Genomic DNA, 24,558 nt, shown 5'->3' with positions numbered 1-24,558 from the left:
AGGGCAAAGAAGGATGAGAGGTAAAACTGTGACATTTCGATCAGGGGAGACCCCGAGCCGCAACAATCCGGAGATTTTGCTGCGGCAGCTCGTCGCCATCGCCCTGGTGTCCATAGTCGCCATCCTCTCCCTTGCCGGCTACGGGATCTATCGGGTTTACGCCGGGCAGGTCATCGCCAACGCCGAGACCTTGGCCATCCACGTCAGCGAAGTGCTGGTGGCCCAGGAGAGGGGGCTTCTGCTGGAGAAAGGGGAAGACGGCGGCATCGGAGTCGTTCTGCGTTCCGAAGAAATCCCCGACCTGGATCGGCGACTGCGCCGTTTTCTGCGCCCGTTTTCCATCGTCAAGATCAAGATATTTGCCGCCGACAGCACCATCGTTTACAGCACCGACGCAAGCATCATCGGTATTAAGGACGAGGGGAACCCCCGCCTGAACCGGGCCCTCTCCGGGCAGAACGATTCGCAGTTCGTGACCAAGGACCGGGTCCTCGACCTGGCCGAGGAACAGATCATCGACGTCGACGTGGTCGAAACCTACGTGCCGATCCGGGTCGGCCTCGAGCGGGTGGTCGGTGCCATTGAAATCTACGTCGACGTTACCGGCTACCGCCAGGAGATCCGTGAGGTCGTGACCCGCACGGTGATCCTTCTCGGACTCACTCTGATGGCGGTCTTTTTTTGTTCCTTCCTCGTCGTCCGCAAGGCGACGCTCCAGCTCAAGACGGTCCAGGACCAGCTGCAAAGACTGGCCACCACCGATCCCCTCACCGGGATCTTTAATCGCCGGGAGATTCTCGACCGGGCAGACCGCGAGCTGCGCAGGATTCGCCGCAGCCGCCTGCGGAGCCTCGAGAACGTTATCGGCTTCATCATGATCGATATCGATCATTTCAAAAAGATCAACGACAGCTTCGGCCATCAATGCGGCGACGCTGTCCTTTGCGAACTTGCCCGAAGGCTCAAGGGAGCGGTCCGCGGCTATGACGTCATCGGTCGTTACGGCGGCGAGGAATTCCTCGCTGTCCTCCCCGGCGCCTCTTCGGCGAAGGTCCGCGCCGTCGGTCTGCGGATGCTCGAAACGCTGGCGGGTCGCCCCGTCGAGGTCAGGGGGCAGAGCCTTTCGGTCACGGGGAGTTTCGGGATAGCGGTCACCCGAACCGGCGAGGACGACATCGAACCGGCTCTGCGCCGGGCGGACGCTGCCCTTTACCGGGCCAAGATGAAGGGGCGCAACCGGGTCTGCGGCGCCGAAGAGGGTCCGGTCCGTACCGCCGTTGAGGAGGGGGAGGAGGAGACGGGACCCGAAGACACGTTGTGACGGAGGGGTTGGGGAAGAGTGTTTTGCAGGAGAGGGGCCGGAGGGATGATCTCCGGCCTTTTTTCATGAAAAGAGGGTGTGTTCGAGGAGGATCCGCAGCCCGATGCCGATCAGGACCAGGCCGCCTGCGACTTCGACCCGGCGCCCCCAGGCGGCACCGATGCGCCGGCCGAGAAGCATGCCGATCACCGTCAGGACCCCGGCGACCAGACCGATGATGGTCGCCGGCAGCCAGATGCTGACGCCGACCAGCGCCAGGGAAAGGCCGACGGCCAGGGCGTCGATGCTGGTGGCGACGGAGAGGAGGATCAGGGTCAACCCCCGGGTCGGATCGCTGCCGGCCTTGTCGGGATCGTCGTCGGCAAAGGCTTCCCGCACCATCCGGGCGCCGACGAAGGCCAGCAGGGCAAAGGCCACCCAGTGGTCGTAAGCGGCGATCCAGTGTTGGATCGTAAGGCCGGCCAGCCAGCCGATGACCGGCATCAGGGCCTGAAAGAGTCCGAAATGAAAACCAAGGCGAAAAAGATGACGGCGGGTCAGGGGTTGGAGAATCAGCCCGGCCCCGAGGGCGACGGCAAAGGCGTCCATGGCCAGGGCCAGGGCGATACCGAATAGGGTCAGCAGGTCCATTGCGGGTCTCCGGTGGGTGGCGACGGCATGTTTGGCAGCGTCGACCGCGGCGATTTTCCCTGCTGCGCTCCTTCTTGTCAATGGAAAAGGAAGGGAGAAGGGAGAAGGGAGAAGGGAGAAGGGAGAAGGGAACGTTGGGACTTGCCTTGAGAGGGTCGAAGGTTGTAGAATGTCGAAGTTTGAAAAATTCATCAGCCCGTCAAATATTGCGAAAAGGATCCGAAACATGAAAATACTTCTGATGATGACCATAGCCCTTTTTCTTGCGGTCCCCGGCCAGGCCTTTACCCAGGACGGCTGCGGCGCCGGCACCTGTGCCGATTGTCACAGCCTGACCAAGGCCGAAGCCGCCGATCTCCTCAAGGGGGGGGTGGACAAGGTACTCGACGTCTCCTTTGCCGAAATCCCCGGTCTCTGGATGGTCTCGGTGGAAAAGGACAATCAGAAATTCCCCCTTTTCATCGATTTTTCCAAGGCCTATCTTGTGGCCGGCAACGTCATCCGCCTCAAGGATCACCAGAACATCACCACCGCCCGCCAGGCGGAACTCAACAAGGTCGATGTGTCCAAAATCCCCCTGGATGACGCCCTGCTCCTCGGCAAGAAGGGGGCCAAGACCAAAGTCATCGTCTTTACCGACCCGGAATGCCCCTATTGCAAGAAGCTTCATGTCACCTTGAAGGAGGTGGTTCAGCGCAATCCGGAGATCGCCTTTCTCATCAAGTTGTTCCCCCTCAAGATGCACCCCAACGCCTACGGGATTGCCAAGAGTATCGTCTGCAGCAAGTCCCTCGAATTCCTCGAGCTGAGCTTTGCCGGACTCCCCGTTCCTCCGGCCACCTGCGAAACGGATGTGGTGGACCAGACCCTGGCCCTCGTGGAGACCCTGGGGATCCGCTCGACGCCGACCCTGGTCCTTCCCGACGGGCTCATTGTCCCCGGGGCCAAATCGGCTGACGATCTCCTCAAGCTCCTCGGGGGGGGAGCGCCCGTGGCCAAGGCGGTCAAATAACTTGCTATCTCCCTGGCACTCTGGTACAAGTGCCTGTTGAAAAAGACATTAAGGAGGCTGTATACAATGGGTTTGATGGATGGAAAACGCGGCATCATTTTCGGTGTCGCCAATGATATGAGTATCGCCTGGGGCGTGGCCCAGGAGCTGCGGGCCGCCGGGGCGACCCTGGCTTTTACCTACCTCAACGGGGCACTGGAAAAACGGGTGCGTCCCCTGGCGGAAAGCCTCGATTCAGAGTTGATCCTCCCCTGCGACGTCGGCAGCGATGCCGACATCGAGCAGGTCTTCAAGGATGTGGAGGCGGCCTGGGGGGGACTCGATTTCGTCATCCATTCCGTAGCCTTTGCCAACCGCGACGACCTGAAGAGACCCTTTACCCAGACCAGCCGCGAGGGTTTCGCCCTGGCCATGGACATCAGCGCCTACTCCCTGGTGGCCATGAGCCGCTACGCCGCGCCCCTGATGAAAAACGGCGGCAGCATCGTCACCATGACCTACCTCGGGTCGACCCGGGCCGTTCCCAACTACAACGTCATGGGGGCCGCCAAGGCCGCCCTGGAAGCGTCGATGCGCTACCTTGCCGCCGAACTGGGGGAGAAGGGGATTCGCGTCAACGCCATCTCCGCCGGGCCGATCAAGACCCTGGCCGGCTCCGGCGTCGCCGGCCTCAAGGAAAAGATCAAGCTGATGGACCAGTACGCTCCCCTGCGTCGCGCCATCAATCAGGAGGACGTCGGCCGTTCCGCCGTCTATCTCGTCTCCGATCTCTCCAGCGGAGTCACCGGCGAGGTTCACTTCGTCGACGGCGGCTTCAGTACCGTAGTCTGCGCCTGATCGGCGTCGTGTTGCAGTATCGGAAAAGGGCCCTGCCGGGCCCTTTTTTGCTTTCGAGGGGGCTGTATTGATTCAGGGTCATCTCACCGGTCTCAAACCGAGCCAGATCAAGGGGCTGGAGCGGATCTACCGTCGGCGGATTCCGCCGGACCAGGTTGTCAGCGTTGAACTGGCGCGCTATCTCACCGAGCAGTCCTCTGCCCTGCGCCGTCAGATAGGCGTCATTCTCGATCGCCTGGGGACGGTGATTCACGTCATCGTCGGCGACGACCGCGAGATCGTCATCCCCGACCTCTCCGGCTTCGCCCTCGGGCGCAGCGGCCTGCGCGGCCTGCGCTGTATCCATACCCACCTGAAGGGCGAACCCCTCTCCCAGGACGACCTCACCGACCTGGCCCTCTTGCGCCTCGACCTGATGGTCGCCCTCGGTGTCGGCGGGGACGGACTGCCGGGCGCGGTGCATTACGCCCACATCCTCCCCCCCAACCCCGAAGAGAAGAGCGTCGAGATCCTGAAGGCGCCTTCGGTTTACGACTTCGATCTCGATTTCGATCAGTTCATCCGCTCCCTGGAGGCCGAACTCGAGGGGAAGATGGCCGAAACCGTCGATCTCTCCGACACCCGGGAGAAGGCGATCCTCATTTCCGTCTCCCAGGAGTCGCGGCAGGAGACCGAGGATTCGCTCGACGAGCTGACCGAACTGGCCCGCACCGCTGACGTCGTGGTCCTCGACCGGATCGTCCAGCGGGCCCGGCAACTCAACCCCAAGTACCTCATGGGGGAGGGGAAGGTCAAGGAGGTGGTCATCCGCGCCCTGCAGCAGGGGGCGACCCTTTTGATCTTCGACCAGGATCTCTCGCCGGCGCAGGTGCGTTCCATTACCGAGATCACCGAAATCAAGGTCATCGACCGCAGCCAGCTGATCCTCGATATCTTCGCCCGGCGGGCCCATACCCTCGACGGCAAGGTGCAGGTCGAACTGGCCCAGCTCAAATACATCATGCCGCGTCTGGTCGGCCGGGGGACCGCTCTTTCGCGCCTTATGGGGGGGATCGGCGGCCGCGGTCCGGGGGAGACCAAACTCGAGACCGACCGCCGGCGCATCCGCGATCGCATCACCCGCCTGGAAAAGCAGCTGGAGGCCCTTTCCCAGGGGCGTCGGCAGCGCCGGCAGCGCCGCATCCGCGCCGAGGTGCCGATCGTCTCCATCGTCGGGTACACCAACGCCGGCAAATCGACCCTCCTCAACGCCATGACCCAGAGCGCGGTCCTCACCGAGGATCTCCTCTTCGCCACCCTCGACACCGCCACCCGCCGTCTGCGCTTTCCCCTGGAGAGGGAGGTCATCATCACCGACACCGTCGGTTTCATCCGCAAACTCCCCAAGAGTCTGATGGGGGCCTTCAAGGCGACCCTTGAAGAGCTCGAGGATGCCGACCTGCTGCTGCACGTCGTCGATCTCTCCAATCCGCGCTTCGAGGAGCAGATGAAGTCCGTGGAAAAGATCCTCGCCGATCTGGAACTCGACCGCATCCCGACCCTGCTCGTCTTCAACAAGATCGACCTGGTCGATCCCGACGAAGTGGCCGCCTATTGCCGCCGCAATCAGGCCATCGGAGTAAGTGCTCGAAATCGCACGACCTTCCTTCCCCTTCTCGCCGAATTGCAGCGGCGCTTCTGGCCCGACGAAGCGGGAACTCATTGACATGCAAGGCTTTTTTTTATAGCCTGAGCCGTGGCAAAAACCCGGAGGAATGAACATGAAAGTCATCTTGGCTGCGGCCCTGATTCTCTTTGTCGCAGGGTGTCTGCCGTATTCGGCGTCCGAAGGAGTCACCGGCCACCCGGCGAATCCCGACCCTGTGCGTAGCGAAGCGCTCGCTCCCCAGGAGAGTCCCCTCCTCGTCGAAAATCAGGCGCCGGCGGTCGTCGCCACGGATCTTCTTGAGGAGGTGGCCGCCGTCGATCCGGAGACGATCGAGGACAACCTCCTTCTGAACGGTGCCGACCAGCTCCCGCCCGACAACGAGGGGGTGACCGTGGCCCCCGTCGCGGTGACCTTCGACTTTCCCGTCGTCGAAAACGAAAAGGTCCGCTACTTCATCGATTACTACAGCGGCCGCGGACACGGGACCTTCACGCGCTGGCTCGAGCGTTCTGGGCGCTATCTCCCCCTGATGCGCCAGATCTTCAGCGAGGAGGATCTCCCTCTCGACCTGACCTACCTGGCGATGATCGAATCCGGCTTCAATAATCGGGCCTACAGCTGGGCCAATGCCGTCGGGCCCTGGCAATTCATCGAGAGCACCGGACGGATGATGGGGCTCAAGAGCGACTGGTGGTACGACGAGCGGCGGGATTTTGAAAAGTCGACCCGTGCCGCGGCCCGGTTCCTCAAGGACCTGAATCGCCGTTTCGACGGCGACTGGAACCTGGCGATTGCCTCCTACAACGCCGGGCCGGGGAAGATGGCCCACGCCATCCGCAAGTACAACACTCGGGACTTCTGGGAGATCAGCCGCGGCAAGTATCTGCAGCTCGAGACCAAGAATTATCTCCCCAAGCTGATGGCCGCGCTCATCATCGCCAAGGAACCTGAGAAGTACGGCTTCACCGATATCGAGTACCAGGATCCCCACGATTTTGAGACGGTACAGGTGCCGACGGCCACCGATCTCGAGGTCATCGCCCGGCTCTGCGGCGCCGATTACGAAACGGTCAAGGCCCTCAATCCCGAGCTCAAGCGCTGGTGCACCCCGCCGGGGATCCGCGATTACGAGGTGCGGATCCCCCTCGGCAGCCGGGAACGCTTTGAAAAGGGATACGCCCTTCTTCCCCATGAGGACCGGGCCAATTACAAGCGGCACCGGATCGCCCCGGGGGACACACTGCTGGCCCTGAGCCATAAATACAAGATCCGGGTCGCCGACATCATCGCTCTCAACGGCATCAAAAACCCCAAGGCGCTGCGCATCGGCGCCGATCTCATCCTCCCTCTCAAAAAGGGGTATACCAGCCTTCCGGTGGATGAGCTCAAGGACGACTATGTCCGCAGCCGCCGCCAGACCTATACGGTGCGCTCGGGGGACAGCCTGTGGAAAATCGCCCGGCGCTTCAATGTTTCCGAAAAAGAGCTACGGGTCTGGAACCGTCTCGGATGGAGCAACACCATTCGCCCCGGTCAGACGCTCGTCGTTTCCGCCGGGGCGGCCAAGGCCGTCAAGCCGCAAACGGTGGCCGGCAAGGGGACGAAGGACGACGGGCCGGTGCGCAAGATCGTCTACAAGGTCCGCGCCGGGGATACCCTCTGGGGGATCGGTAAGCAGTTTTCGGTGAATACCCGGCAGATCATGGCCTGGAACGAACTCTCGGCCGACCACATCCTCCGCCCCGGGGACAAACTGACACTGATGGTTGCGGGCGGGAGTCGAGGGTAGCATGGAGCGGGCCCTCTTTCTGAGCCGTCCCGACGACGATCTCCCCTCCTGGGTCGGCCGGCTCTATTTCGGGGCCGAATTCTGTCCCTGGACCTTTCCGGAGGCCGCGGAGATCCTCGCCGCCATGGAAGCCGCCCGCCGCTGCGCCGTCCCCTTCACCCTCGCCACGCCGGTCATCGTCGAGCCCTTTCTGGCCCCCCTGCGCCGGGTTCTCGAGAAGATCTCCCCGTTTCTGGCTCCCGGGGACGAAATCCTCATTTCCGACTGGGGGGCACTTTCCCTGGTGCAGGAGACGGCTCCCGGCATCCCGGTCATCCTCGGGAGGGTCCTTTCGGGGCAAAAACGGGGTCCGGAAATCCTCGATCTTCAACTCACCGCCGACGAGTCCCGCTATTTCCGTCAAGGGAGCTGGTATTCCCCCGAGGCGGAGCGGTTTCTTGCCGAGACGGGAATATACCGAGTGGAACTCGACAATCTGCTGCAGGGGATATCTCCTCTTCCCGACGGACTTCGCGCTTCCCTTCATTACCCCTTTGCCATGGTGACCTCGAGCCGCAACTGTCCTTTCCGCGACGGAAATAGGGCGGAGGGGTGCGATTCTTCCTGCGGCGAGGTCTTTGTTCTTGAGAGCCCCCGCAGCCAACTCCCCCTCCTGCAGCGGGGCAACACCCAGTTCCTTTCCAACGACGACCTCCCCGGCGATCTGCAAGGGTGCGGAATCGACCGTCTGGTCTGGCATCCCTGTCTCCCCCGCTAGATTCCCGGGGAGCTGCCGCCCCCTTTTTCCTCTACCCTCCGGCGACATTGGTTTTGACATTTGAGGGCGGGATTGCTAAACTCTGCTCGCTCGTAATCCCCGAAAGGAATCCCCTCCCGCATGTTCAATCTCGCCATTTCTCTGCTGGTCTGCGCCCTCGCTGTCGTCACCCTTTATTTCTTGGCCGGGCTCAACATATGGTATGTCGCCATCATCGCCCTGATCGCCTTTGCCGGCGTCTATATCCTGCTCATGCGACATGTCATGAAAAAGGTCGGCGACCTCATGGAGATCGCCCAGCGCGACATCCAGGCCGGGCGGATCGAAAAGGCCGTCAAGACGTTGGAAAGCGGCTACAAATACGGCGCCTGGCAGTTCTACGTCAAACCGCAGATCGATGCCCAGATCGGCATGCTCCTCTACCTGCGCCGCGATTTTGCCAAAGCCTTCGAGTTCCTGCAAAAAGGCTTTGTCCGCCACTGGGTGGCGATGGCGATGCTCGGTATCTGCTATATGAAGCGCAACAAGACCGCCAAGATGATCGAAACCTTCCAGAAAGCCACGGCGGCGACGAAAAAGGAACCCCTCCTGTGGAACCTCTATGCCCTGTGCCTGGATAAGGTCGGGGAAAAGGAGAAGGCGATTGCCGCCATGGAGAAGGGGATCAAGAAGTGCGGCGGCGACGAGCATCTGGAGGCCAACCTGCAGGCGTTGCGGGTCGGGAACCGGATGAGGATGCAGGACTACGGGGATATGTGGTACCAGTTTCACCTCGAAAAGCCCGGGGCTCTCATCAAGCAGCAGACCAAGGCGATTCAGGGGCGGCGAAAGATCGTGAGGCGCTGATTTTGGCTCCCGGAAAAAAATCCAGAAAATCCCCCCAGAACCCCTTCGCCTCCCTGAAGGGGTTTTGCGTTTCCAACGACAAACCGAAAAAGCCGGTCCCCCCGGTGTCCAAGGCTCTCCCCGAACCGGCCCTCGAGGAGGAGCCCAGGGACGATGGGACGCTTTTCGCCGAGGAGATGGAGCGCCTCGGTCTCTCTCCCGGTGGCCCAGAGGCTTCCCACGAAGAGGCTCCGGAGGAGGAGACAGGGGAGGGTACGGAGAAGATTAGGACCCTTGCCCCCCCGACGGACCAGGAACTTTTTTGCGCGGCACTGGGGACCATGGATGCGGTCTTCGAGGATGAATTTTCCCCTGAGGAGGAGGTGCGGGCCGAACCCCGGCGGATGCGTCTGGTGCGCCGCGGCCAACTCCTTCCCGAGGCGCGGCTCGATCTCCACGGCCTCCATCGCGATCAGGCCCGGGAAAAGGTCCGGTTTTTTCTCGAAAACAGCGTCTATCAGGGGTTCCGTACCGTGCTCATCATTACCGGCCGCGGTCTCGGTTCCGGGAGTGAACCGGTGCTACGCACCGAGATCGAACGCTACCTTACCCATCAGGCCGGAGCCTGGGTCGTCGAATGGGGGAGGGCGCCCCGGCAGCACGGAGGTGAGGGGGCGCTGGTCGTATTTTTGAAGGGGTAGGGCGGTACAAACAGCAAAGGCCGGGACGCTTGTCCCGGCCTTTGCTTATCAGGAGCGGATTATTCTCCGCTTTCGGACGTTTCCACCTTCGGCGCCTTCTTGCGGGGCGCCCTTTTTTTCGCTTTTTCCGCGGCAGCGCCGGGGATCTCCTCTGCGCCGGGAGCGGCAGCGCCCTTTCGGGTGCGGTTGCGGGGGGCTGCCTTCGGGGCCGGTTTCTCGGCGGCTCCCTCCTTGACCGGGCTCTCCTTGGAGGTGGCTGCTACTTTGGCCTTGGGTTTGGCCCGGGTCGCCGTCTTTTTAGCGGCCTTTGCTTCGGCCGGCTTTGCGCCCGCCTCATCGGCCGGAGGAAGGGGCGTTTTGGCCGGCGCCGTCTTCTTGGCCGGTGTGCGGGTTTTCTTCGCCGGTTCCGACGTCTCTTTTGCGGCTGCCGCCGGGGAAGGCGGGGTCACTTCCTCGGCCACGGGGGTATCAGCGGTCGCAACACCCTTTTTGGCCCGGGGAGGGCGCTTGCGCTCCGGCCTTGTTTTTTCCCCGCCGGCCGGGGCTTCAGGCAGGACGTCCGCCCGGGTGGGTGCGGCAGGGGCCAGGGGGGGGGACAGGTCCAGAGGGCGCGCGATGGCGGAGGGCTCCTCATGCCGGGGGGAATCGGTGCCGTTCCCGGACAGAGCCGCTTCCGCGGCAGCCTCTGCGGGCCTCTTCTTGCGCCGCCGGCGCCGTTTGCGTTTGACGCCCTCTTCACTCTCACCTTCGACGGCGACATGAAGGAGGACGGGGAGTCCCTCCTCCGTGGCCGCGGCCAAATCCGGCACCTCTTCCTCTGGCGCCTCTCCCTCCTCGAAATCTTCTTCGCCTTCGCCTTCGCCCCTCCCTTCGGTCGGTGCTCCGCCGTCTTCGCTCCCCTTTTTCTTCTTGCGCCGGCGGCGGCGTTTCTTTTTGCCCCCCTCTTCGCCGGCGGGGAGTTCGTTTTCGACCTCCCTCTCTTCCGGGGCTTCGACGACGGCCTCCTCCAGGTAGTCCGTCATCGGCATCTGGGCAAAAGAAGAGGACTCGATATACTCGGCGGCGACTTCTTCCTTCTCCCGTTTGTGGATGGTCACTTCGGCCTGACTGGCCATGAAGTCGGGGCGCCCCTTGACGAGAATGGTCAGGTTGTGCCGCCGTTCCATCCCCAGGAGTTCTTCGCGCTTGCTGTTGAGGAGGTAGGTGGCGACGTCGAGCGGGACTTCCCCCTCGATGCGGCCGACCTGCCCCTTGGCCGCCGCGGCCTGCAGTTTGCGGAGAAAGGCGATGGCCTGGGCTTCGGGGCTCTTGACCTGGCCGCTCCCCTGGCAGTGGGGGCAGGGGAGGAAGGTCCCTTCGGCGAGGATGGCCTTGATGCGCTGGCGGCTGAGCTCGAGGAGACCGAACTGGCTGATGCGCCCCACGGTGACCCGGGCCTTGTCGTCCTTGAGGGCGGCGGCGACCTGTTTCTCGATCTCGCGGATGTGTTTGCGGTCGCGCATGTCGATAAAGTCGATGACGATCAGTCCGCCGAGATCGCGCAGCCGCAGCTGGCGTCCGACTTCGACGGCGGCTTCCATGTTGGTCCTGAAGGCGGTGGCTTCGACCCCCGATTCGCCGGACATCTTCCCCGAGTTGACGTCGACGGCCACCAGCGCTTCGGTGGAGTCGATGACGATGGAGCCGCCGGAGGGGAGGGGGACCTTGTTCTTGCTGATGGTTTCGATCTGCTCTTCGATCTGGTAGCGGGAGAAGATCGGGCGTCGCTCCTGATGGAGCTTGACCAGCCGTGCATACTCGGGCATGACCTGCTGGAAGAAGTCCTTGGCTTCCTGGAAGACCTCCGGATCGTCGACCAGCACTTCGTCGGTATCGGCGCTGAAGTAGTCGCGGATGCAGCGGATAACCAGGTTCGATTCCTTGTAGATCAGGGCGGGGGACTTGACCTTTTTGGCCAGGGCCTGGATGTTTTCGTTGACCCGGCGCAGATAGTCGAAGTCCCGCTTCAGCTCTTCCTTGGACTGGCCGATGCCGGCGGTGCGGACGATGTAGCCGAGATTCTGCGGGAGGTCAAGGGAGGCCATGGCGCTCTTGAGGGCCTTACGCTGGGATTCCTCCTCGATCTTGCGGGAGACCCCCTTGGTGTCGCTGTCGGGCATCAGCACCATGTAGCGGCCAGGGAGGGAGAGGAAGGTGGTGAGAGCGGCGCCCTTGGTCCCCCGCTCTTCCTTGACGACCTGCAACAGGAGTTCCTGTCCGCGGTGAAGGATGTCGGTGATGCGCGGACGCCCCTTCCCCTCGTGGCTGGATTCGTAGGCCTTGAAGTAGTTGGGGTGGATCTCCCCCATCTGGAGAAAGCCGAAACGGTCGCCGCCGTAGTCGACAAAGGCGGCCTGCAGCCCCGGTTCGACGCGAACGACCAGCCCCTTGTAAATATTCCCCCGGGTCTGCTCCCTTCCGGCAACTTCGATGTCGAGTTCGGTCAGGATGCCGTCCTCGACGATGGCCACCCGGTTTTCCTCGGGATGGGTGGCGTTAATCAGCATCTTCTTGCTCATGTAGATCCTTCCGGAACGTCCCGCGGGGCGCTCCCTGGTGTGGTTACCGGGTCAGCCGGTCGGCTTCCCGTGCGGTTTCCCGATGTCGGCATCCCTAAAGCCCCGGAGGCGTCCCCCGGAGCATGGTGCTCTTAAGGGGAGTCTGGCCGGTCGGCTGGGGGGATGCCGGATCGATCCGAAACCGCCTGATATTCTGCCGCCGCCCTGCATCCGGCAGTCGGGTGCGGTCGGCGGAAAACTCTGCGTCCACCCGGTCTTTGCCTGCGCCTCTTCTCTCGAGCCGAAGGGCGATGGGGACTGGGGGCCTTAGGCCTTATCTATCTTCCAGGGCGCATGCATGCCCGTGGGTTCCTGAGTCGGAGGTTAGCAACCCCTCCGGAAATACGCAAACTATAGCAGACAAAAGGTGTTTTGGATAGGGCAAAGGCGGCCCCGGTCGGGGATACTCCGGCGCGGAGGAGCGGTGTCCTCCGAGAGCTGCTTCTGTGTTTCAAGATGGGGGTAACTTATGGTATAAAGGGCGCATGTTGCATCTACGATCCATAATCAAAGATTTCGGCGGCCGGAAGCTCTTTGCCGGCATTAACTGGCACATCCGCCCGGGCGATCGCATCGGTCTCTGCGGAGAGAACGGAGCCGGCAAGACCACCCTCCTCAAGATGCTGGCCGGCACGGTTTCCGCCGACGGCGGCGACCTTCATGTCGCCCGGGGGACCACCTTCGGCTATCTCCCCCAGGACGGACTGGAACATCGGGGGACCGTGCTCTTTGACGAGGTCCGCAGCGCCCTGGCCGAACTCCTGAAGATGGAGGCCGAGCTGACCCGCCTCGAAGAGGCCATCGCCCTGCGTCATGATGAGGGGGACCTGGCCCGCTATTCCGAGGTGCAGGAGACTTTCCGGCAGCGCGACGGCTATGCCATGGAGGCGGAGATCGGCCGGGTTCTGCGCGGACTCGGTTTTGCCGAAACGGATTGGGACAAGCCCTGCGACCACTTCTCCGGCGGCTGGCAGATGCGCATCGCCCTGGCCAAGCTTTTGCTGCAGAAGCCGAACCTTCTCCTCCTCGACGAACCGACCAATCACCTCGACCTCCCGGCCCGGGACTGGCTCGAGGGATATCTGGCTGCCTACCCCTTTGCCGTCGTCCTGGTTTCCCACGACCGGTTCTTTCTCGATCAGGTGGTCGGACGGATCGTCGAAGTCTGGAACGGCGCCCTCACCGAATACCCGGGCAACTACAGCCGCTATCTCGAGGAGAGAGAGCGACGGGTGGCCGCTCTGCAGGAGGCCAAGGCCCGACAGAATGAGGAAATCGCCAAGATTGAGGCGTTCATCGGCCGCTTCCGCTTTCAGGCCAACAAGGCCTCTCTGGTGCAGAGCCGGGTCAAGCAGCTCGAGAAGATCGAACGGATCCAGGTCCCTCCAGCCCGCAAAAAAATTACCTTCCGTTTCCCCGATCCTCCCAAGGGGGGGCGGCAGGCTCTGGAACTCAAGGGTGTCGTTCAGCGTTACGGCCCGCTGACCGTTCTCGACGGCATCGATCTCTGCGTCGAACGCGGGGACCGCATCGCCCTGGTCGGGGCCAACGGAGCCGGCAAGTCGACCCTGATGCGGATTCTGGCGGGAGTCGAGCCCCCCGTTGAAGGAACCCGAACGGAAGGGCACAATTTGATTTCGGCTTACTTTGCCCAGGACCAGGCCAAGGTCCTCCATGCGGGGAAGACCGTTCTCGAGGAGATCACCGACGACGCCCCCTTCGAGATGGTTCCCCGGGTGCGGGATATTCTCGGCGCCTTTCTCTTCAGCGGCGACGATGTCCACAAAAAGGTGGCGGTCCTCTCCGGGGGTGAACGCAACCGGCTGGCTCTGGCCATCCTCCTTTTGCGACCGGCCAACCTCCTCCTCCTCGACGAGCCGACCAACCACCTCGATCTCAAGTCCAAGGAGGTTCTTCTCGATTCCCTGCAGCACTATACCGGGGGGCTGGTCTTCGTTTCCCACGACCGCTACTTCGTCGATGCTCTGGCCACCCGGGTGGTTGAGGTCGGCGACGGAAAGGCCATTTCCCATTTCGGCAATTACGAGGATTTTTTGCGCAGCAAAGAGACCGTCGGCGATATCAGCCACAGTCGCTTGCGGGTGGAAACCTCCAGCGCCCCGGAAGGCGCGGGAGAGGGGCGAGGGGAACGGCAGCGCAGCCAGGAGGAGCGCAAGGAGAGCAAAAAAAACGACCGGCGCCGCCAGAAGGAGTTGGCCGAGGTGGAGGAGGCCATCGAAGCCCTGGAAGGGGAGCTGGCCGTCCTTGAGGGAGAGATGGCCGACCCTGAACTCTACCGCGATCAGGAGCGCTGGCGTACCGTTTCGGCCCGGCACCGGGAACTGCAGGATTTGATCGCCGACCTCTATCCGCGCTGGGAGGCGCTGCAAATGGTCGAAACCGCATGATGAGGGGCTCATGAACCAGTGTCGGCCCTTTGTGGTTGCCGTGGCCAGTGAAAAGGGGGGGGTGGGGAAGACTACGCTCGCCACCAATCTGGCCGTTTATCTTAAGGCTCTCCACGAGGACCTGCCGGTCACCATCGCCTCCTTCGACAATCACTTCAGCGTCGACAACATGTTCGCCATCGGACGAAACAGCGGCCGTTCGGTCGCCGGCCTCTTCGAGATGGACCCCGTCGCCGACCTGGCGACCATGGGGGAATACGGGGTGCAGTTTCTCGCCTCGGAGCGGGATCTTTCTCCTCCCGACGACGATTGCCTTCGGCTGCGAAAAGCCCTGGCCGGGTCCGGCTTCGGCGGTATTCTCGTTCTCGATACCCGCCCCATCCTCGACTACTTTACCCGCAGCGCCCTGGCGGCGGCCGACCTCGTCCTGGTCCCGGTCAAGGACCGTCCTTCCCTGGTCAATGCCGCATCGGTGCAACAGGCCCTGGTCGCCGGGGGAGGAGACCCTTCCTCCCTCTGGCTGGTGCCGAGCCTGATCGACGCCCGGCTTCGGCTGCGGGAGAACATCGGCATCCGGGAATTCCTGGTCTTCTCGGCCCGGGAACGGGGATACCAGGTTCTCGACACCTTCATCGCCAAGAGTCCCAAGGTCGAAGGATTGGCCACCAATCTGACCAGCCGGGTCTATCCGGTGCTGACCCATGCCCGAACCACCGTCGTCCACCGCCAGTTTCGGGAGGTCGCCTCCTTCGTCCTCGACCGCTACGGAGAGGGATTTGCCGCCCTCTCGTCCCTCGGCAACGACGCATCGTCCGGCGGAGAATCGACCCCCCGCCTTCGGCGACTGGTGGGGGATTGTCCGGTCTGCGGAGCCGGGATCCAGGGGGAGGAGGGGCATTTCTTCTTCGATCAGCGCAGTCGGAGGCGGGGCTTCATCCATGGTCGGTGCCTGGCGCGACTCCTGGAGAATACCGATCTGAAAACCCTGGCCGGAACCGATGGCGGACTCGTTTTCGAGACCGTTTCGGTGGACGAAAGCGGTCCCGAATCGGCGTTTACCCTGCGGCTTTTCGACGGCGGCAGCGCCGAGGTGGTGGCCGAGCAGATGATCGCCGCTGAGGACGGCCTCTTTGACCACTTCTGGCAGGGGGCCTGCGGCCGGCCGGTTGAGGAACTCTATCGGGAGATTCTTCTGGTGACCCTCGATGCGGGGGCTCCCCGGCGCTTTCTCGAAGGGGAGGGACGGGCGCGGTTTTCCTCCTGGCGTCGCCGGGTCCTGCGGGAGGTTTTCCCCCGGGCATAGGAGCCTGTCGGACTATCCATGAGCCGGCTGCAAAATCGTCTATTTGGTCCATATCCGAGCTCCTTTTCGACCAATAGAGACGACTATTGGCCCTCAAACGAGCTCGAATCTGACCTCAAATATCCAATTTTTCGCTTCGGCCCGTATAGTCCGACCGGCTCCTAGCCTGCTGCGGCCATTCCGACCGATCGGGGCGTTTGGTGGACACCGGGGGCGATCATTGTTGACAAGAATGGTCAAATGGGTTAATAAGTTTAGGATTTTTCAATTCTTTTCGCCAATCGTTCCCACTCTCCATCTGTTCGAGGCCTGTCCATGATCCTGTTGCCGCGGGGAAACCCCGTCAAGGAAAAGATCGATCCGGGCAAGATCAATTTGCCCGAAGCTCTCCGTAAACTCCAGTCCGGCACTTTTACCGGCTACCTGCGTTTCGAGACCAAGACCGGGACAGGAGTTGTCATCTTCGAGGCGGGGAGCCTGATCAGCGCTCTCTTCGAATGGGCGCGGGACGGAGAGCGCCTGGTCAACGAGGCGGCGTTTGAGCGCATATTCGAGCAATCCCTGGCCGGGGGGGCGACCCTCGACATCTACCGCCTCTCCACCGAACTGGCCCGCAGTATTCATGCCCTCCTCCACGGCGAGGTCCTCTACAAGGGGCAGGATCTTAAACTGATCGACATCAAGGCGCTGCTGGCCAAGCTCAAAGAGGATCAGATGAGCGGTTGTCTGCGTATCTACACCAAGGAGCATGTCGCCCTGATCTTCTACCGTGACGGCAACCCCCTCGGTTTCTTTCATGATGGCTCCACCGATATCGAAACCACCGCCGGTCACTCCATGTCCGTGGCCCGGGAGCCGGGCGCCAAGATCGATGTCCTTCTGGCCACGAACAACGGCGAGGGGGGGGCGGTCAATCTCCTCCAGACCATCGATCTTCTCAGCGTCTGGCAAAAAATCCAGGACGGCGTCGTCCGCCAGCGCCGCACCCAGGTCGAAGAAGCAAACCGCAGCAAGGAGGTTGTCGAAAAGGACCGGCAGCAGAAGGTGCTGTCCCTGCTGCGGGGAACGGCCGAGAAGCACATCGGCAAAATCGGCGTTTCCCTGGTGGAGAAAGAATTCGACAAGGGCGTGCCTCTGGGCGCCGATAGCCTCTCCGGCTTCTACGAGCGGTTGGCCAAGGCCGCCAAGCTCGTCGCCGGCCCCTCGGCGGTCAAGACGATGGTCGAGGAAATGCAGAAGGGTCTCGGCGCCTTCCTCAAGTAAACATGCCATTTCTGCCGGGACGCTTGTGCCGGCGCGTACACATTTATTCAGGAGGCAGGTCATATGAACTGGGAGTTGCTGCAGGTCGCATTCTGGCTGATCGCCGGCATCGTGTCTTTCTACTTCAGCCTCGGCACGGCCCGGGTCTGGACAAGCATCGCCGTCGGGTTCTTTCTCATTCTCGTCGGTGAGGTCATCCCCAGGGCCATGCCCTTCCTCCCCTGGGCCGACCTCCCCCAGGTCGAGGCGATGGGCCTGATCATCGGAACCATCTCCATCATGGTCATGACCCACGGGTTCCAGGAATATTATGTCTTTTCCAAAACCCTGGAGATCGAAGGGAAAAAGAGCACCGTCTATCTCGGCACCCTGGCAGTCATCGCCGCCTCCCTGGCCTTTATCCTGATCAACCCTGTTCCCGATTCGGCCACCCTTGAGTTGATCAAGATCGTTAGCCTCACCAACTGGGTCTTTTTGTCGCTGATCAACATCGACATGATCCGCAAGATCTACCTCAATATCAAGGACAGTCCCATCAGCAAGGGCTTTCTCGCCTTCATCGCCATATTCGTTTTCATCTTTCTCTGGAAAGGGGCGGCCCTCTACATTCGGATCTATGAACTCGATACCCTGCGTGGTACCTATCCTTTCCGCTACAATCTCTCTTTCATGGTCAGCCACGCCGGCAACGTTCTGGCCAGCCTTTCCGTCGGAGGAACCTTCCTGTACCTGGCGCGCCTGCTGCGCTAGGGTTCTTGGCGAAAAGCGGGGACTGAAATCGAAAAAACCGGAGCTGAGATGCTCCGGTTTTTTTTGTTTCATTCTCATCGTCCGTTCGCGGTGCTCACTTGCCTCGAAGCGCCTACCAAAAAAGCTTTCGGTTCTGCCCTTCTCCGCGATCTCTGTACTTTCTCTGCGCTCTCCGCGTTGAAGCTTTTCCTTTCGTCTCTACGGCCGGAAGGGGAGACGGTTCGTCAAGGCCCGGTTTTTCGAGTATACTGAATCGGCAAGCCATGTCCTGGCGCTCAGTACGAACGGTCCTTTTTTTGGAGGAGCATCGGCTTGTCAGGATAAGACATCAGGGGTGAGGGGAACGAATTCATGAAGAGACTCGCAAGTATTGTCGTCTGTCTGGCCGCCTTCGGTTCGTTGTTCGGCTGCCTCGGCCTGGAACCCGGTTTTGAAACGCCGACGGTGGGGGTCAGTTCCTTCCGTATTCTACCCTCGGAGGGGATGGCGCCGAAGTTTGAAATCGGTCTGCATATTGTCAACCCGAACCGCTCGGCGCTCAAGCTTGAGGGGATCGTCTATTCGGTGATTCTGGAAGGGCACAAGGTGCTGACCGGAGCTTCCCACGACCTTCCTGTGATCGAGGCCTATGGCGAGGGGGATATCATCCTGACGGCGACGGCAGATCTCATCCGTAGCATCAGCCTCATTGCGTCCCTGATGAACCGGCCGCAAGATACCTTTTCCTACGACCTGAACGCCAAACTGGATATCGGTCGACCTGGCCCCCGGATTCACGTTCAGGAAAAGGGAGAAATCTCCTTCAGGGGGGCAAACTAGGACGGCTCCCTAATTCATCCGGTCAAAAACGCAGAGAGCGCAAGCTGATAGCCTTGCGCTCTCTGTTGGTCTGGAGCTAAAGAGGGCGCCGGGTCGGAATTTAACCGAACCGTATTTTCCCCCCGCCTGGTTTTTTACTTCTTTTTGCCCTTGCCTCTGGCCGCCCGAGCCTTGGCCAGTCCGGCACCGAGATCCTTGTCTATGGCCATCTGCCGTCTGCTCTCGGAGTAGTCTTTGGCCGCAAGAGCCGTACCCGCAGGGATGCCAAACTGCTTGCGATAAGCACCCGGCTTTATGTCGTGAGCCGTCTTGAGATGGCGCGCAAGAGTGGTGAAGCTTTTGCCGCAGATCATGCAGGTGATCTGTTTCTTGCCAAAGGCTTTGCGCCGGGTAATAGAAGGAGCAGCTTCTTCCCCCGCAGGCAGTTCAGTTCCGATTGCCTCTCCCTTCTCGAGGGAACTAAGAGCAGAAAATACCTCCTGCAGCTCAGCGACCAGTTCTTCTTTGGACATCTTCGAGTTGGAAGCGTGAGCAGAAACGATATCTGCTGCCATTTCGAGAATTTTGGACATTTAAACCTCCATTAAGGTGTTGTTGAAGTTTCCTTATATCATGATGCAATGGAGGATAAAATGTTTTTTTCAATTTATTGGCAGTAAAAATATAAATAGGGTCCTAACAGGTCGTTGAAAAACCAACTGGGAGGCGACCTGTTCCCTCCCGAAATCATTTTTTTGATCTTTGACAATCTGTGTTTCGTTGGTTTCTTGCCAATTCTCCTTGTTTAGTGGCCCGTTAAGGCCGTTTTTCTGCCATCAATCGGCAGTCTTTGCCCTTTTTGCCTATGTTGACCAAATCAAGTTACGCATTCGGGTCAAATTATAAGCGCTCATGGCGAATTCGAATATCCAACCGACCAGGTCAAGCCCTCGATGTCGCGTCTTGCGCAGACAGCCGACAGTTTTGAGCCAGCCGAAGATTTCTTCAACCCGCTTGCGGATTCTCTGGCTGACCCGGTAGCCTTCATGACGGGTGGTTCGTTCATCAATCGCAGTGCCCTTGTCTTTCCGAGCCACATGCGGCGTTGCCAACCGTTCCCGTAAACCATCGACGAAGACCGGAACATCGTAGCCCTTGTCTGCGCCGACCGTGACCCGATTTGTGCCCGGCAGATTTTCAACCATCTCCAGGGCGGCATCCCATTCGGCGGTGCCATTGGCCAGAGTCAGGCGGCTGTCGACCACCATGCCGTTGCGGTTTTCCATCAGGGCATGACCCATGTAGCAGAGTTTCGATTCCTTTCCTTTGCCCTTTTTGAGGAGTCGGGCATCCGGATCGGTGATCGACTGATGCGTGTCGTTCTTGCGCTTTTGTCCTTTGAAATCAACATCAGGGTTGCGGCCGCCCGTTGCTGGCGGGTCTTGATCCTGATCATCCTTGGGGCGGAAACTTTTCATCGAGGCCCAGGCTTCGATCAGGGTTCCATCTACGGTAAAGTGGTCTTTCGACATCAGTCCGGCCCGCTCGGCAAGTCCCTTGGTCGCCTGGAAAAACGCCGTCGCAACCTCGAATTGCATCAGGCGCTCCCGGTTCTTGGAGAAGGTGGAATGATTCCAGACCTTGTCGTCCATGGACAGCCCGACGAACCAACGAAACAACAGGTTGTAATCCAGTTGCTCAACCAGCATCCGCTCGCTACGAATGGAGTAGAGCACTTGCAGTAAAGAGGCTCGCAAGAGCTGCTCCGGCGGAATTGACGGCCGGCCGGTATGCGAATACATCTCCCGAAACAAGGGAGCCAGATCATTGAAGGCGCTGTCGACCATGATCCGAATCGGACGCAAGGGGTGATCCTTGGGAACCCGAGCTTCCGGTGAAACATAACTGAACATGGCCTGTTGATTCTGGTCTTCTCCGCGCATAACGTTTTCTCCTGCAATATCAGACGTTTATGCGCAAAATTATAACAAAATCAAGATATGAAGGCCAGCAAAATCAAGGGCTTGGGCAAATAGTTTTTCAACAGCCTGCTAAAATTATGGTCCTAAATTTGAGGTATCTGGTTGCAAAGGGTGAAATATGACCCACCATGAAAAATTTGAAAATCTTTTGCAAGTCCGTTTCGGGTCTCATTTTAACCCAGGTTCGATTTGCTCCCTTGTTCGCCATTTTGACTTCCATCTCTTCGTCTCGCCCTTGAAGGGCTGAGGTCCTCCAGACAAGTAGCGCAAAATTAATACAACAGGAGATAATGCGAGGTAAATCAATCAGGACGTTCTTCAGTAGAATTTCGGGTAAACAGAATAGCAACGTTCAGTGAACGCTCCTGTTTGAAAAAAAGGTCGCCCGGGCAGGGCGACCTTGTATGCTTCTGCCGCTGGCAGGCCTGGGAAACGGGTCCTGTTGGTGGACCTGCATTTGGCCTTTGCCGGACCAGGAGAAGTAGGCCTATGGTAACGAGGCCGGCACCTCGCCGGAAACGGGTTGTGAATAATCGGAGACCTTCCCCCCCGCGCGGGCTCTGACCTGGTAATAGAGAATGGTTTCGGGAGGCGCAGTAGCGTCGATGTACTGCAAAGTGTCTCCGCCGACGGTGCCGATGACGACGAAAGGTCCGCCGAAAAGCTCCGCACGGGCAATTTCATAACTCGAGATCCCTTCGGACGTTCCCGCAGCAGGGGACCAGCTCAGGTGAACAGCACCCTCCGCCACTGCAAGGTGCAGGGAAGTCGGCGGCTGGGGTATGTTGGAGGCCACAACAGAGGAGCAACTCCAGAGACACAGGGCCAATAGCCCCAGGGCTAATTTTACATGTATGGGAAACATCGACATTTTCCTTTCCGCCAGCCCGGTGTGATTTGACGGCAGCAGGGGAGAAAAACCGGGCGGCGGCCAGGACGGACGCCGCCCGGTGAGTTCGTACCTTTTAACGCGTCCTACGGTTGGACCATGTAGGGGCGCATCATTTCGTTGTCCTCATGATCGAGGATGTGGCAGTGCCAGACATAGCCCGTACCCCCGGGGAAGCCGAAGGCATCCAGGGTTCCAATCCCCGCGGTCGGGTCGAAGGGGAAGGTGTTGGTCCCGGCCAATGTGGTCAGCGGAGCATCCTGTGTGGCGTAGCGGACCACGAAACGAGTCACCTCGCCGGGGTAGACGATGCCCGTATCCTTCCACCCGTTTTCGTTGGCCAGAGCTGGTGCCGGATTCTTCTGCAGGTAGGGGGTGACGTCCGGATTTCCACCCACCACGGTGCTGCCGACCGGGAGGGTCGGGTTGCCGATGTTGGAGTAGGGGTAGGGCGGGCCATTGGCCGGCAGAAATGCGCCAAGGGGGAAGGCCGCATTGTAGGCCTTGAGATACTTATTCGTCTGGAACGGCTGACGGTTGAGGAGCTGGAACTGAGTCAGGTGGAGGTGGATCGGGTGCGCGTCGGCTGTCAGGTTAACGATCTCCCAGACCTCGGTGTCCCCTATCCGTGGGAGTTCCGTCAACCAGTTGGTTCCCACTTGTGTGCTTCCGGGAATGGGGGTGGCCGTTCCGGCCTGAAGCCCGTTCCACTTGGTGTTGTTGAGCAGCACCTCAAGGGGGCCTCCCATGCCCATCACCTCGTTGAGGGTCAGCTGCCGGGTGAGGGTGGCAGTTGCAGGATTGAGGCGAAGGATGGGATTGACGCCGCGCAGGGTGGCGCCGGGAAGGGCCGGATTGAAGACGGCGGTATCGGGGGTGGTGACGGTGGTGCCGACCACGATCTGCATGATCTGGCCGGTGGTTTTGGGATCGACGGGTGCCCCTTTGGGGAAGGGGGTGCGGGCGGTGTTGTTGAGCAGCAGGGTCTGTCCGGCATAGGCGCTGAAGTCGATGATGATATCGGCCCGTTCACCAGGAGCGATGAGCATCCGCGGCGAGGGGAGCCCGGCGGCCAGGGCGACCGGATCGTTGAGAAGGGTCGGTGCGTCGAGGAAGCCGCCGTCCGTGCCGATCTGCCAGAAGGCTGGCCCGGGAGCGCCGGTCACCGGGTTGATCAGGGCCATGCTGTAGAAGCGGGCGTTGGAACCGTTGAGCAGGCGCAGACGGTACTTGCGCGGCTCGACGTTGAAGACCGGCCAAGTCTTGCCGTTGACGACGATGGCGTCCCCCACGAACTCGGGAATCCAGAAGGGATGTATGGTCGGGTTGATGCCGAGGTCGGGGAAGAGCAATTGGCCGGCCGTGTCGAACATTCGGTCCTGGATGACCACCTCGACTTCGTACATCGGGTTGTCCGCCGCTCCGCCGGGGAGGTTGGTCGGTGTGTTGGCCGGATCGCGCAGGAAGTAGAATCCCGCCAGACCGCCATAGACGTTGAGCCGGGTGGTGCCGAGGGCATGGTCATGGTACCAGAGGGTGGTTCCCTGCTGGGCGTTGGGGTAGGAGTAGACGTTGGTGACGAATCCCGGGCCGGTCGAGACCGGGGCTCCGGCGGCATTGGGGGTGAACCAGGCGTCGGGGGCGCCGTCGAAGGCCGAGGGGACTTCTCCTCCATGCAGATGGGCGACGGCGGGAACGGGACCGGCATAGGGGAGCATCATGTTGCAACCCGGTGTCATCATGCAGGTCAGAGGATCGGCCCAGTGCAGGGTCTGATCGACGGTCAGGTATTTCTGCAGCTTGGGCGGATTGGCCGGGTTGGCCGGATCGACCAGATTGTTGATATAGGTCACGTTGGTCGGCGTCCCCCGCTGCGCCACAATTGTCGGCCCGGGGTAGGTGCCGTTATAACCCCAGACGGTGGTCAGGGGGAAGGGGAGGGGGAGGACCTGCTGGTCGAATTCAGACATGGTGACGGTTAAAGGCAGAGTGCCGTCGATGCGGGCCGGAATGGGCAAGGGATCAATGAACTTCGGAATGGCTTTGCCCGGCAGAGGAACCTGCAGGATCTGTGTCGAGGCCACGGCCCCGCCACCCCAGAGCATCAAGGTCGCAGCCAGCATCGAGATGGCTGCACGATAGTAGATTTGCTTCGCCGTTTTCATTGACTATCCTCCTTCCGTGAGTTGTTCTTCCGGCAGGTTCCAGCATTGAAAACTGTCACACTGAATGAAAAAAAAGACCAAGCGTCCTCCGGATGGTTTCTCCTTCGGCAGCTCGGCCATCTTCACTTCGGGAAGATCCGTCACTTTCCGTCCCCTCCTCGCGGAGGGTTTGGCTTTGTCGGGCTCAAAGTCAGGAATTTTTTCTGACCTGATTTTACTTACTAACAGTCGGCTGGCAAATTGCAAGATCATCAAGGATTTTTTTATGAGTGAAAGGCATTGATATTTGGTCTTTTTCTGACCCGCCTCTTTCATGTCGGGAGCAATACGAGGGAGCGAACGCTGATGTTTGAAAAACTCGGTATCACCAAGGGCTTGTATCTCAACAGGTACACAAAAGGCCGCCCCTGAAGGACTGCCTTTTGTGTACCTGTTGTCGTCGGGGCGTTCGCTTTGGCGCTCTACTTTGATCCCTTGAAGCGGTCACCGAGGGCGGCGAAGGGGGAATGGCCGAGGGAGGGGCGGACCTGTTGCTCGGTCGGGCCGTCTGAGCTGCGCTGCTCCTGTATGCCCCGGGTATGCTCGTGGTCGTGGCAGTAGAGACACAACAGTTCCCAGTTGCTGCCGTCGGGGGGGTTATTGTCGTGGTTGTGGTCCCTGTGATGGACCGTCAACTCACGGAGTTTTTTTCCCTCGAATTCGCGGGTACAGCGGCCGCAGACGTGGGGAAAAAGCTTCAACGCCTTCTCCCGGTATCCGGCCTGACGGTTTAGCTCTTCCTTGCGCATCTCGGCGACGATATCGTCACATCGTTTGTTGTCAGAATTGGTCATGAAGCCTCTCGGGGTTGTTCCGGATATAAAAATCCGGGCGGATCGTGTCG

The 24,558-nt window shown here is 60.6% G+C and carries 20 protein-coding genes and 1 riboswitch; of the genes, 13 read left to right on the top strand and 7 right to left on the bottom strand.

Translation table 11 applies throughout. The annotated features are described in order from the left end of the window. Positions 1–13 precede the first annotated feature (13 nt). Complete coding sequence (locus DSOUD_RS10980) at positions 14–1,321, top strand: GGDEF domain-containing protein (protein ID WP_082351225.1); 1,308 nt, start codon at positions 14–16, stop codon at positions 1,319–1,321. Positions 1,322–1,384: 63 nt separating this feature from the next. Here the strand turns inward: DSOUD_RS10980 and DSOUD_RS10975 are convergent, their stop codons facing one another. Next, on the bottom strand, positions 1,385–1,951 hold the full coding sequence (locus DSOUD_RS10975; RefSeq protein ID WP_053551053.1) for a manganese efflux pump MntP: 567 nt from the start codon (positions 1,949–1,951) through the stop codon (positions 1,385–1,387). Between the two features lie 226 nt (positions 1,952–2,177). Here DSOUD_RS10975 and DSOUD_RS10970 point away from each other — a divergent pair, with 226 nt between their 5' ends. The 7 genes from DSOUD_RS10970 (at position 2,178) to DSOUD_RS10940 (ending at position 9,520) form a co-directional block, all read left to right on the top strand. Then, positions 2,178–2,963 (top strand): DsbC family protein, encoded by a 786-nt coding sequence (locus tag DSOUD_RS10970; RefSeq protein ID WP_053551052.1) that lies wholly within the window; start codon positions 2,178–2,180, stop codon positions 2,961–2,963. Positions 2,964–3,029: 66 nt separating this feature from the next. Then, on the top strand, positions 3,030–3,800 hold the full coding sequence (locus DSOUD_RS10965; RefSeq protein WP_053551051.1) for an enoyl-ACP reductase FabI: 771 nt from the start codon (positions 3,030–3,032) through the stop codon (positions 3,798–3,800). Positions 3,801–3,867: 67 nt separating this feature from the next. After that, complete coding sequence (gene hflX, locus DSOUD_RS10960) at positions 3,868–5,505, top strand: GTPase HflX (RefSeq protein ID WP_053551050.1); 1,638 nt, start codon at positions 3,868–3,870, stop codon at positions 5,503–5,505. 55 nt (positions 5,506–5,560) lie between these two features. Then, on the top strand, positions 5,561–7,237 hold the full coding sequence (locus DSOUD_RS10955) for a LysM peptidoglycan-binding domain-containing protein (protein WP_053551049.1): 1,677 nt from the start codon (positions 5,561–5,563) through the stop codon (positions 7,235–7,237). Position 7,238: 1 nt separating this feature from the next. Then, a complete protein-coding gene (locus DSOUD_RS10950) occupies positions 7,239–7,994 on the top strand; it encodes a hypothetical protein (RefSeq protein ID WP_053551048.1) in 756 nt (251 codons plus the stop codon). Between the two features lie 120 nt (positions 7,995–8,114). Then, a complete protein-coding gene (locus DSOUD_RS10945; RefSeq protein WP_053551047.1) occupies positions 8,115–8,840 on the top strand; it encodes a tetratricopeptide repeat protein in 726 nt (241 codons plus the stop codon). A 2-nt stretch (positions 8,841–8,842) separates the two neighbouring features. After that, the gene (locus DSOUD_RS10940) at positions 8,843–9,520 is read left to right on the top strand and encodes a Smr/MutS family protein (RefSeq protein ID WP_053551046.1); all 678 of its coding nucleotides are present in this window, start codon (positions 8,843–8,845) and stop codon (positions 9,518–9,520) included. 59 nt (positions 9,521–9,579) lie between these two features. On the opposite strand, the gene DSOUD_RS10935 is transcribed toward DSOUD_RS10940, so the two are convergent. Continuing rightward, positions 9,580–12,078 carry an Rne/Rng family ribonuclease gene (locus DSOUD_RS10935; protein WP_082351223.1) on the bottom strand — a complete coding sequence of 833 codons (2,499 nt, stop codon included), beginning with the start codon at positions 12,076–12,078 and terminating at the stop codon, positions 9,580–9,582. Between the two features lie 524 nt (positions 12,079–12,602). Here DSOUD_RS10935 and DSOUD_RS10930 point away from each other — a divergent pair. The 5 genes from DSOUD_RS10930 to DSOUD_RS10910 all read left to right on the top strand — a co-directional run bounded on the left by DSOUD_RS10930 (position 12,603) and on the right by DSOUD_RS10910 (position 18,660). Next, positions 12,603–14,525: an ABC-F family ATP-binding cassette domain-containing protein gene (locus DSOUD_RS10930; protein WP_053551045.1), complete on the top strand. Its 1,923-nt coding sequence runs from the start codon at positions 12,603–12,605 to the stop codon at positions 14,523–14,525. A 10-nt stretch (positions 14,526–14,535) separates the two neighbouring features. Then, positions 14,536–15,828 (top strand): ParA family protein, encoded by a 1,293-nt coding sequence (locus DSOUD_RS10925; RefSeq protein ID WP_053551044.1) that lies wholly within the window; start codon positions 14,536–14,538, stop codon positions 15,826–15,828. 315 nt (positions 15,829–16,143) lie between these two features. Further along, positions 16,144–17,091, top strand: coding sequence for a DUF2226 domain-containing protein (locus DSOUD_RS10920; RefSeq protein WP_053551043.1), 948 nt, complete (start codon positions 16,144–16,146; stop codon positions 17,089–17,091). Between the two features lie 63 nt (positions 17,092–17,154). Beyond that, entirely contained in the window at positions 17,155–17,841 is a 687-nt protein-coding gene (locus DSOUD_RS10915; RefSeq protein ID WP_053551042.1) for a hypothetical protein, read from the top strand. A gap of 351 nt (positions 17,842–18,192) precedes the next feature. After that, the gene (locus DSOUD_RS10910) at positions 18,193–18,660 is read left to right on the top strand and encodes an LEA/WHy family protein (RefSeq protein WP_053551041.1); all 468 of its coding nucleotides are present in this window, start codon (positions 18,193–18,195) and stop codon (positions 18,658–18,660) included. Positions 18,661–18,794: 134 nt separating this feature from the next. Here the strand turns inward: DSOUD_RS10910 and DSOUD_RS10905 are convergent, their stop codons facing one another. From DSOUD_RS10905 to DSOUD_RS10880, 5 genes are all read right to left on the bottom strand, one after another. Beyond that, a complete protein-coding gene (locus tag DSOUD_RS10905; protein WP_053551040.1) occupies positions 18,795–19,232 on the bottom strand; it encodes a Ros/MucR family transcriptional regulator in 438 nt (145 codons plus the stop codon). Between the two features lie 270 nt (positions 19,233–19,502). Beyond that, positions 19,503–20,582: an IS5 family transposase gene (locus DSOUD_RS10900; RefSeq protein ID WP_053549738.1), complete on the bottom strand. Its 1,080-nt coding sequence runs from the start codon at positions 20,580–20,582 to the stop codon at positions 19,503–19,505. A 526-nt stretch (positions 20,583–21,108) separates the two neighbouring features. After that, entirely contained in the window at positions 21,109–21,417 is a 309-nt protein-coding gene (locus DSOUD_RS10890) for a fibronectin type III domain-containing protein (RefSeq protein ID WP_157671842.1), read from the bottom strand. Between the two features lie 179 nt (positions 21,418–21,596). Further along, positions 21,597–23,675, bottom strand: coding sequence for a multicopper oxidase family protein (locus DSOUD_RS10885; protein ID WP_053551037.1), 2,079 nt, complete (start codon positions 23,673–23,675; stop codon positions 21,597–21,599). Positions 23,676–23,778: 103 nt separating this feature from the next. Next, positions 23,779–23,859, bottom strand: a riboswitch (cyclic di-GMP riboswitch). 277 nt (positions 23,860–24,136) lie between these two features. Then, a complete protein-coding gene (locus tag DSOUD_RS10880) occupies positions 24,137–24,508 on the bottom strand; it encodes a YajD family HNH nuclease (RefSeq protein WP_053551036.1) in 372 nt (123 codons plus the stop codon). Positions 24,509–24,558 lie beyond the last annotated feature (50 nt).

Origin of the sequence: Desulfuromonas soudanensis (assembly GCF_001278055.1) — a bacterium.
Lineage (GTDB): Bacteria > Desulfobacterota > Desulfuromonadia > Desulfuromonadales > WTL > Deferrimonas > Deferrimonas soudanensis.
The sequence above is the reverse complement of the archived record's forward strand: the minus strand, read 5'-3'. Positions and strand labels throughout refer to the sequence as shown.

What these genes read in the sequence shown, in the direction of transcription:
- DSOUD_RS10965 (WP_053551051.1), top strand. Translation starts at nt 3,030, where the DNA reads ATGGGTTTGATGGATGGAAAACGCGGCATCATTTTCGGTGTCGCCAAT.
- DSOUD_RS10945 (WP_053551047.1), top strand. Translation starts at nt 8,115, where the DNA reads ATGTTCAATCTCGCCATTTCTCTGCTGGTCTGCGCCCTCGCTGTCGTC.
- DSOUD_RS10950 (WP_053551048.1), top strand. Translation starts at nt 7,239, where the DNA reads ATGGAGCGGGCCCTCTTTCTGAGCCGTCCCGACGACGATCTCCCCTCC.
- DSOUD_RS10980 (WP_082351225.1), top strand. Translation starts at nt 14, where the DNA reads ATGAGAGGTAAAACTGTGACATTTCGATCAGGGGAGACCCCGAGCCGC.
- DSOUD_RS10915 (WP_053551042.1), top strand. Translation starts at nt 17,155, where the DNA reads ATGAACTGGGAGTTGCTGCAGGTCGCATTCTGGCTGATCGCCGGCATC.
- DSOUD_RS10930 (WP_053551045.1), top strand. Translation starts at nt 12,603, where the DNA reads ATGTTGCATCTACGATCCATAATCAAAGATTTCGGCGGCCGGAAGCTC.
- DSOUD_RS10970 (WP_053551052.1), top strand. Translation starts at nt 2,178, where the DNA reads ATGAAAATACTTCTGATGATGACCATAGCCCTTTTTCTTGCGGTCCCC.
- DSOUD_RS10920 (WP_053551043.1), top strand. Translation starts at nt 16,144, where the DNA reads ATGATCCTGTTGCCGCGGGGAAACCCCGTCAAGGAAAAGATCGATCCG.
- DSOUD_RS10975 (WP_053551053.1), bottom strand. Translation starts at nt 1,951, where the DNA reads ATGGACCTGCTGACCCTATTCGGTATCGCCCTGGCCCTGGCCATGGAC.
- DSOUD_RS10885 (WP_053551037.1), bottom strand. Translation starts at nt 23,675, where the DNA reads ATGAAAACGGCGAAGCAAATCTACTATCGTGCAGCCATCTCGATGCTG.
- DSOUD_RS10910 (WP_053551041.1), top strand. Translation starts at nt 18,193, where the DNA reads ATGAAGAGACTCGCAAGTATTGTCGTCTGTCTGGCCGCCTTCGGTTCG.
- DSOUD_RS10935 (WP_082351223.1), bottom strand. Translation starts at nt 12,078, where the DNA reads ATGAGCAAGAAGATGCTGATTAACGCCACCCATCCCGAGGAAAACCGG.
- DSOUD_RS10925 (WP_053551044.1), top strand. Translation starts at nt 14,536, where the DNA reads ATGAACCAGTGTCGGCCCTTTGTGGTTGCCGTGGCCAGTGAAAAGGGG.
- DSOUD_RS10880 (WP_053551036.1), bottom strand. Translation starts at nt 24,508, where the DNA reads ATGACCAATTCTGACAACAAACGATGTGACGATATCGTCGCCGAGATG.
- DSOUD_RS10955 (WP_053551049.1), top strand. Translation starts at nt 5,561, where the DNA reads ATGAAAGTCATCTTGGCTGCGGCCCTGATTCTCTTTGTCGCAGGGTGT.
- DSOUD_RS10905 (WP_053551040.1), bottom strand. Translation starts at nt 19,232, where the DNA reads ATGTCCAAAATTCTCGAAATGGCAGCAGATATCGTTTCTGCTCACGCT.
- DSOUD_RS10900 (WP_053549738.1), bottom strand. Translation starts at nt 20,582, where the DNA reads ATGCGCGGAGAAGACCAGAATCAACAGGCCATGTTCAGTTATGTTTCA.